At 58.0% G+C, this 6,920-nt stretch carries 8 protein-coding genes; 1 reads left to right on the forward strand and 7 read right to left on the reverse strand.

Features of this window, described 5'->3' with window-relative positions; all coding sequences use genetic code 11:
* Nucleotides 1–521: protein-L-isoaspartate(D-aspartate) O-methyltransferase (locus ACXJ5O_RS15095; RefSeq protein ID WP_457300595.1), on the reverse strand; the 521-nt coding region annotated here is incomplete at its 3' end.
* Nucleotides 522–651: 130 nt separating this feature from the next.
* Between ACXJ5O_RS15095 and ACXJ5O_RS15100 the strand changes: the two genes are divergently transcribed.
* The gene (locus ACXJ5O_RS15100) at nt 652–1,569 is read left to right on the forward strand and encodes a hypothetical protein (protein ID WP_457300596.1); all 918 of its coding nucleotides are present in this window, start codon (nt 652–654) and stop codon (nt 1,567–1,569) included.
* 126 nt (nt 1,570–1,695) lie between these two features.
* On the opposite strand, the gene ACXJ5O_RS15105 is transcribed toward ACXJ5O_RS15100, so the two are convergent.
* From ACXJ5O_RS15105 to paoA, 6 genes are all read right to left on the reverse strand, one after another.
* Nucleotides 1,696–1,905 carry a cold-shock protein gene (locus ACXJ5O_RS15105; protein WP_457300597.1) on the reverse strand — a complete coding sequence of 70 codons (210 nt, stop codon included), beginning with the start codon at nt 1,903–1,905 and terminating at the stop codon, nt 1,696–1,698.
* A 265-nt stretch (nt 1,906–2,170) separates the two neighbouring features.
* On the reverse strand, nt 2,171–2,548 hold the full coding sequence (locus ACXJ5O_RS15110; protein WP_457300598.1) for a nuclear transport factor 2 family protein: 378 nt from the start codon (nt 2,546–2,548) through the stop codon (nt 2,171–2,173).
* 8 nt (nt 2,549–2,556) lie between these two features.
* Nucleotides 2,557–2,796 (reverse strand): hypothetical protein, encoded by a 240-nt coding sequence (locus ACXJ5O_RS15115; RefSeq protein ID WP_457300599.1) that lies wholly within the window; start codon nt 2,794–2,796, stop codon nt 2,557–2,559.
* Nucleotides 2,797–2,981: 185 nt separating this feature from the next.
* Nucleotides 2,982–5,177, reverse strand: coding sequence for an aldehyde oxidoreductase molybdenum-binding subunit PaoC (paoC, locus tag ACXJ5O_RS15120; protein WP_457300600.1), 2,196 nt, complete (start codon nt 5,175–5,177; stop codon nt 2,982–2,984).
* Nucleotides 5,178–5,180: 3 nt separating this feature from the next.
* A complete protein-coding gene (locus tag ACXJ5O_RS15125) occupies nt 5,181–6,131 on the reverse strand; it encodes an FAD binding domain-containing protein (RefSeq protein ID WP_457300601.1) in 951 nt (316 codons plus the stop codon).
* On the reverse strand, nt 6,128–6,760 hold the full coding sequence (paoA, locus tag ACXJ5O_RS15130) for an aldehyde dehydrogenase iron-sulfur subunit PaoA (protein WP_457300602.1): 633 nt from the start codon (nt 6,758–6,760) through the stop codon (nt 6,128–6,130). The genes ACXJ5O_RS15125 and paoA overlap by 4 nt, the downstream gene beginning before the upstream one ends.
* Between the last annotated feature and the right edge of the window lie 160 nt (nt 6,761–6,920).

The raw sequence follows: 6,920 nt of genomic DNA on the forward strand, positions 1-6,920 counted from the left end.
GGCATCACCAAGCGACCACCGATGGGCAACTGCTCCCTCAGCGGCGGGGGCACCTCTGGCCCGCCGGCCGCGACCAGAATGACGTCGAAGGGTGCGGCCTCGGGCCATCCCTTCATGCCGTCACCAATACGTAGATCGATGTTGTCGTAGCCAAGATCCCGCAATCGCTTACTCGCAGATTCGCCAAGCGTGCGATGGCGTTCGATGGCAAACACACGCTTAGCGATCTGGCTGGCCACCGCCGCGGCATAGCCGGATCCTGCCCCCACATCGAGGACCATTTCACCAGGCCTCAGCCCAGCGGCCTCAATCATTCGCGCAACGATGTAGGGCTGCGAAATAGTCTGGCCTTCGCCTATGGATAAGGGGCTGTCTTCATAGGCAAGCTCTTCAAGTCCCCGATCGACAAAAGCTTCACCCGGCACACGGCGCATGGCCTGCAGAACATGCGGGTCATTTATACCGCGCCGGGCGATCTGGATATCTACCATTCGGTTCCGCGCACGAGAGAAATCACGCATTCCGAGTGCTCCAGTAGCGGTACATCCGCTTCCTAAACCTCGAACGAAGTCGATTGTTCCGGTTTCAGACGGGGGTTCACAAGCGCGGTAATGCCGTTATTGGCAACTCGTAGTGGTCTTCAGGCGTTGCATGCCCAATGTAGATGTCCTGAAGGTTATCATCTTGATCGACCATGGTTTCAGCAGCAAGAAACGCAAGCCGGGAGCGCTGGCCGCCTTTCCTTACGATCGCATGACCGTTGAACGGTTCCGTGAAGCATTTCCGCGTGCACTATGGAGCGACGACAAGCGAGCTTGGTTTGTGCCGGGCAAAACGGCTGTGCGTCGTCTGGACCGTTGGCTGGCAAGCGAGGCTGACCAAGCGCTCCCGCACGCCGACGCCAAAGGCAGGGATGCGTATGCGTTTGAGCCGATCACGAGCGGTTATCTGGAAGCGTTCGAAGATCTGCGCATTAGACCCCCCTATTCGAAGACTGTTATCGAGCAGATGCGGGCTATCCCATGGGCGCACTGGGACGAGAAACTGCGGGCGTGGCGCGTTCCATTCCGATCTTATGAGGAACTGTTGCATCGTTGGACCACCATAGAGGCTGCTGCTCGCCGAAACGAGCCGGAGGAACGCAAGCGGCGGTTGGAGTTGCAGAGGAATTCGTCCACTTATAAGGCGGCTCAGCTTCGTTATGCCGAACGGCGACGCCGAAGATATCCCCTGCCTGCCGAAGATCTGCCGCCACTCGAGCGTCCATTGATGACGGAGCAATATGGCATCGTGACATTTACGGAGGTATCCGGGGAGTTGGTCGACGCTGCCACGCTGGCGTTGTTTTACCCGCATGCTGCTCTCGGCATGTTCAACTACGTATGGGGCAGATGGCGAGCGCCGACGCTTGCGGAGCTCGTAGCAACGTGGCCTGCTCGTCATGAGCCCAAGCAGGTGGAGCGTTCACGCGGATGGTGGCAGCCAAGTTTGAGCGAGCTGCGATTGGCACGCCAACGGGCGCGGTCGGTCGAGCGCCGGAGGCAGCGGTCGTCTCCAATGACCCCGTAATTCTCCTGCGTTATTCGCAGCCTCCCATGAGGGAAATACGGGGAACGGTTTGCTTGCCGAGACACGAGAAGAAAGGCGGGACCATGATCCCGCCTCGTTGCTGTTTTAATATTCGGCTGAGACGGCTTAACCTGCACTCAATTGATCGGCAGACATTTTGCCGGATTTGTTATCGCGCACCATTTCGTAGTTGATCTTCTGCCCGTCGTTCAGACTGCGCATTCCCGCGCGCTCGACGGCAGAAATATGGACGAAGACATCAGCGCCGCCATCATCGGGCTGGATGAAACCGAAGCCCTTGGTCGCATTGAACCATTTCACAGTACCTGTTGCCACAATGAATCCTCCCGGTAGCAAGTTCGAACAGTATCGTTATCGTTCGACGCATCCTGTATCAAGCCTTAGAGCCGGAAAGTAAGATCTTGCAGTCCCTCCTCTACTTGAAATCGCGTGTCTTCGTCTTCATCGTATCGATGTGCTTATAGTGATCAAAGCCAGATCGAGATTGACGCCCTTATGTACGGCAAAAGATAGAAACCGCGTTTCCTGCAAGATAGCATACCGAACTCGAATCAGTCGATGTTAATGAACCGATGTCCGACTAAATAGTGACGAGGGAATAGTGCAAGGAAATGACCGTCCAAATGCCCTGACGGCAAACCCAAACTCTGGTATAGGCGACTTTTGCCGAAAACGTTTCTTCGTAATACGTTCCGCCTATTTTGGCGTGCAGGGAAACCAAGGCTATATTCGCGATCGGCTTAATGAAGCGGTCATAGACGTCGAGTTGATCCAGCTTGAGAATCCCCGTCCGGTAGGCCTCGAGTTCCTGAGACTTGTCGGCTCGCCGACCCAGATGGTCGATTGAAATCAAGTCGTCTGCGAGCAACGCTTCCAGCGCCTTTACGCTGCCAGCTAGCATGGCAGCCCTAAGTTGCTCTTCCAAGGTGTTGATGGTTGATTCATCCGCCATGGTCATCGACAGCTTTAGCACGGTTCTGAGCCCGCCTCACGTGCCTTCTCGGCTACCAGCGCGTCGATTGTGCGCCGAACCTCGGTAAAACTCCACCCTGACAGCTCAGCCTCGTCGGCAATCGCCAGGATATCCTTCGTGCAAACCTCATCTAGGAAGCGTTCGCGCAAGGCTTCCAAGCAGTGAGCATGGCGATGTTCCGGACTTTCGTATTCGGCTTCGGTCAGGGGACCGACAATTGCAGCTCGCATCATGGCTCGTACTCCATCGCATCACTAACTCGGAAGTTTCTGAACAGTTCCAAAATGGCTTTCCACACCGGCCGACGCCAAGAGTAACGTGCGCCGCGGCCGCTTAGTCACGCTTCGCAGCTTTCTGACGCGATTATTTCTTCCAACCGCTTGGCAGAGGTCGCGAAGATCGGGCCACCGCATCCAGCTTATGTGACCTCTGGTAGGCCACCGATCAGTTTATCGAGCGTGATCGGATAGTGTCGGACCCTGACGCCCGTGGCGTTATAGATCGCATTGGCGATCGCAGCAGCGACACCGCAAAGACCGAGTTCGCCCACGCCCTTAGCCTTCATAGGCGACGACATCGGATCGGTCTCATCCATGAAGATCACCTCCTGATGCGGGATGTCGGCGTGGACTGGCACTTCATAGCCGGCGAGATCATGATTGACAAAGAAACCTCGGCGCTTATCGACCGCTAGCTCTTCGGACAGCGCTGCGCCGGCTCCCATTGTCATCGCGCCGATGACTTGGCTGYGCGCCGTGATTGGATTGAGAATCCTTCCTGCGGCGCAGACGGCTAGCATGCGCCGGATTCTGCTCTCCCCGGTGGCGACGTCGACGCCGACTTCAACAAAGTGCGCACCGAAGGTCGACTGTTGATGGGTCTTCGACAGATCGCCCCACTTCATGGTGTCCTCACCGACAAGACCGTCCGGACCTGCCGCCTCGGCAAGGGGAAGCGACCTGTTGCCGGAGCGAACCTCGCCGTTTTCAAAGACAACATCTTCGGAGTTGAAGCCGAGCTTCTGCGTAATTGCCTCGCGCAGCTTAACACAGGCCGCGTAGACGCCCGACGTGGCAGAGTTGGCACCAAATTGTCCGCCTGATCCGGCTGACACGGGAAAATGGGAATCACCGAGATGAACGCCGACCCTGTCAATCGTGACGCCCATCATTTCGGCAGCCGTCTGGGCAATGATGGTGTAGCTGCCCGTTCCTATATCGGTCATGTCCGATTCGACTGTAACGACGCCTTTACCGTCCAGTCGAACCCTCGCCCCGGAAGGCATCACAAGGTTGTTGCGAAAGGCCGCCGCGACACCCGTCCCGATAAGCCAGCTGCCCTCACGTCGAGATCCCGCTCGCCCTTGTCCATCCCAGCCGAACCGCTCTGCCCCGAGCTTCAGACAGCCGATGAGGTCGCGGTGAGAGAATGGCCGCTCGGGTTTTTCCGGATCGACTTGGGTGTCGTTGATAATCCTGAACTGCACGGGATCGATACCCACCTTCTCGGCGATCTCGTCGATCGCTATCTCGAGTGCCATAAGGCCAGGTGCCTCGCCGGGCGCGCGCATTGCGTTGCCCTCGGGAAGATCGAGCGTCGCCAGTCGCATAGCCGTCATCCGGTTCGCGCCAGCATAGAGCAGCCGAGTCTGCATGACGGCTAGTTCGGGTCCTCCCCCTGCAAGGTCACCCGACCAGCTTTCGTGCGCAATGGCGCTGATTTTTCCGTCTCGCTCTGCGCCAATACGAATGCGCTGGACGGTCGCTGGGCGATGGGTGGTATTGTTCATCAACAATGGACGGGGCAATGCCACCTTGACGGGCTGCTTGGCGGCCCGTGCAGCGAACGCGGCCAGCACGGCGTCGACCCGAAGGAACAGCTTGCCACCGAACCCGCCGCCGATGAATGGCGATATCAGGTGGATCTTTTCTTTGTCGACATCAAGCGTTGTCGCCAGGTCGGACCGCCACCAGTCGATCATCTGGCTCGACGTCCAGACCGTCAGCTCGTCGCCGTCCCACGCGGCGATCGAAGCGTGCGGTTCCATCATCGAATGTGATTGATCTGGAGTGGTGTAGGTTTCGTCGAGAACGACCGGAGCGGCCTTGAAAGCGCCTTCGAAATCGCCGACCGCCGAATCCGGCTCATCCGACTCCGGCTTGACCGCCGTATCCATCGCCGCCTTCAGATCGAACGAGCCTTTTTCCTCGGCGTAATCGACCTTGATCAGCGCGCTGGCCGCGCGTGCCTGCTCGAAAGTCTCCGCCACGACCACGGCGATCGCCTGATGATAGTGCTGCACCTCGTCACCTCCGAAGAGATTGGCGGTATTGTACTTGCCCTTTTTCCGCTTACCGACATCCAACGCAGTTACAATGGCGAGCACGCCCTGCGCCTTCTCCGCTGCGGAGATGTCCATCGACTTGATTCTGCCTTTAGCAACTGCAGCGCCGAGGGGATAGCCGTAAGCACAGCGCACGTTGGAGTCATGCCACTCGTACGCATACATCGCCCGGCCGGTCGTTTTGAGCTGGCCGTCAATGCGGGGGATCGGCCGACCGATGACCTTCAAACGATCGATCGGATTGGTGGTTGCTGGTGTATCGAACTGCATGGCTCAACCCTTTGCTGCGGCTATGACTGCGCCGAGCGTGCGCTCGACCAAATCAATCTTGAAGCGGTTTTGCTCGGTACTGCGGGCATCCGCGAGAAGGACTCGCGTCGCCGCCCGCGCGCCGTTCGGTAGCTCTGTGTCCGCCGCTTCGACCCGCCACGGCTTGTGCGCGATACCTCCGACGGCAACACGTCCCGTGCCGTCCGGCTGGATCACTGCGCCCACTGAGACAAGTGCAAAAGCATAGGAGGCACGGTCCCGGACTTTCCGATAGATATGCTTGCCGCCGAGGGGGCGCGGCAGCAGCACCGCAGTTATGAACTCGCCGGATTCCAGGACGGTCTCGATCTCAGGGGTGTCTCCGGGCAGACGATGCAGATCCGCAATCGGAATGGAACGGCGGCTTCCATCACCCTTGACGCTTTCGATCGTCGCATCCAAAGCCCGCATGGCGATTGCCATGTCGCTCGGGTGCGTCGCAATACACGCATCGCTCGTTCCGACGACGGCGTGCTGTCGCGAAAATCCGCCTATGGCTGAACAGCCGCTGCCTGGCTGGCGCTTGTTGCACGGTTGGTTCGTGTCATAAAAATAAGGACAGCGTGTACGCTGCAGAAGGTTTCCTGCCGTGGTCGCCTTGTTGCGCAACTGGCCGGAGGCACCCGCGATAAGCGCTCTGGAAAGAAGGCCGTAGTCGTGACGAACAGTCTCGTGGGCAGCAAGATCCGTATTGCGTACCAAAGCGCCGATACGCAGCCCGCCTTCCGATGTGGCTTCGATCTTATCCAGGCCGAGATCGTTCACGTCGATCAGATGCGCCGGCGTCTCGATTTCAAGTTTCATCAGATCGAGCAGGTTCGTGCCGCCGGCTATGAACTTCGCTTGGGAGTTGGAAGCGGCAACTTTGGCCGCTGTCTCGATGGACGAGGCGCGTTCGTAAGTGAAGGGTCTCATGCTTTGGTCCCCGCGACTTCGATGATTGCGTCGACGATGTTGGAATAGGCACCACAACGGCAGATATTGCCGCTCATGCGCTCGCGAATTTCGAGCGGAGTGATCGCCGCTTTTGCATTAAGATCGGCGGTGACGTGGCTTGGGATGTTCGCTTGGATTTCAGCCAGCACGGCAACAGACGAACAGATTTGGCCCGGTGTGCAGTACCCGCACTGGAACCCGTCATGCTTGACGAAGGCCGCCTGCATGGGATGAAGATCGCCAGGCTTGCCAAGACCTTCGATTGTGGTGATCTCGTCGCCTTCATGCATGATAGCAAGGGTCAGGCAGGAATTGAGGCGGCGTCCGTCCACTATAACGGTGCACGCACCACATTGGCCGTGATCACATCCCTTCTTGGTTCCGGTGAGATGGAGCTGCTCGCGTAGAGCGTCGAGAAGGGTGGTCCTGTTGTCGACATCGAGTTCGCGGCCCTCTCCGTTGACTGTGAAGGTTAGTTTGGTTGTGTAAGCCATTTCATTCCTTGAAGCCTGCGCCGCCGCTCCCCCGGCGATACCGATGACCGCGACGCTCGCGGCCGATGAGATAAGTAGGTCCCTGCGGGATATTTCAAGTTGGATGGGATGCATATCCAAGTCCAGTCCGTTCGTTGAGTACCAAGGTCTCCACGCCGATCAGGCAAGACCAGACAAACAATCCAGAACAGAAATACGGGACGATTGCTTGTCCGCTATCACCTCATGTTAATTCATAAAATCGTGATCGGTTCCCCTCGGCTGGTTTAAGAGG

The sequence above is a fragment of the Phyllobacterium sp. P5_D12 genome (genome assembly GCF_054049495.1).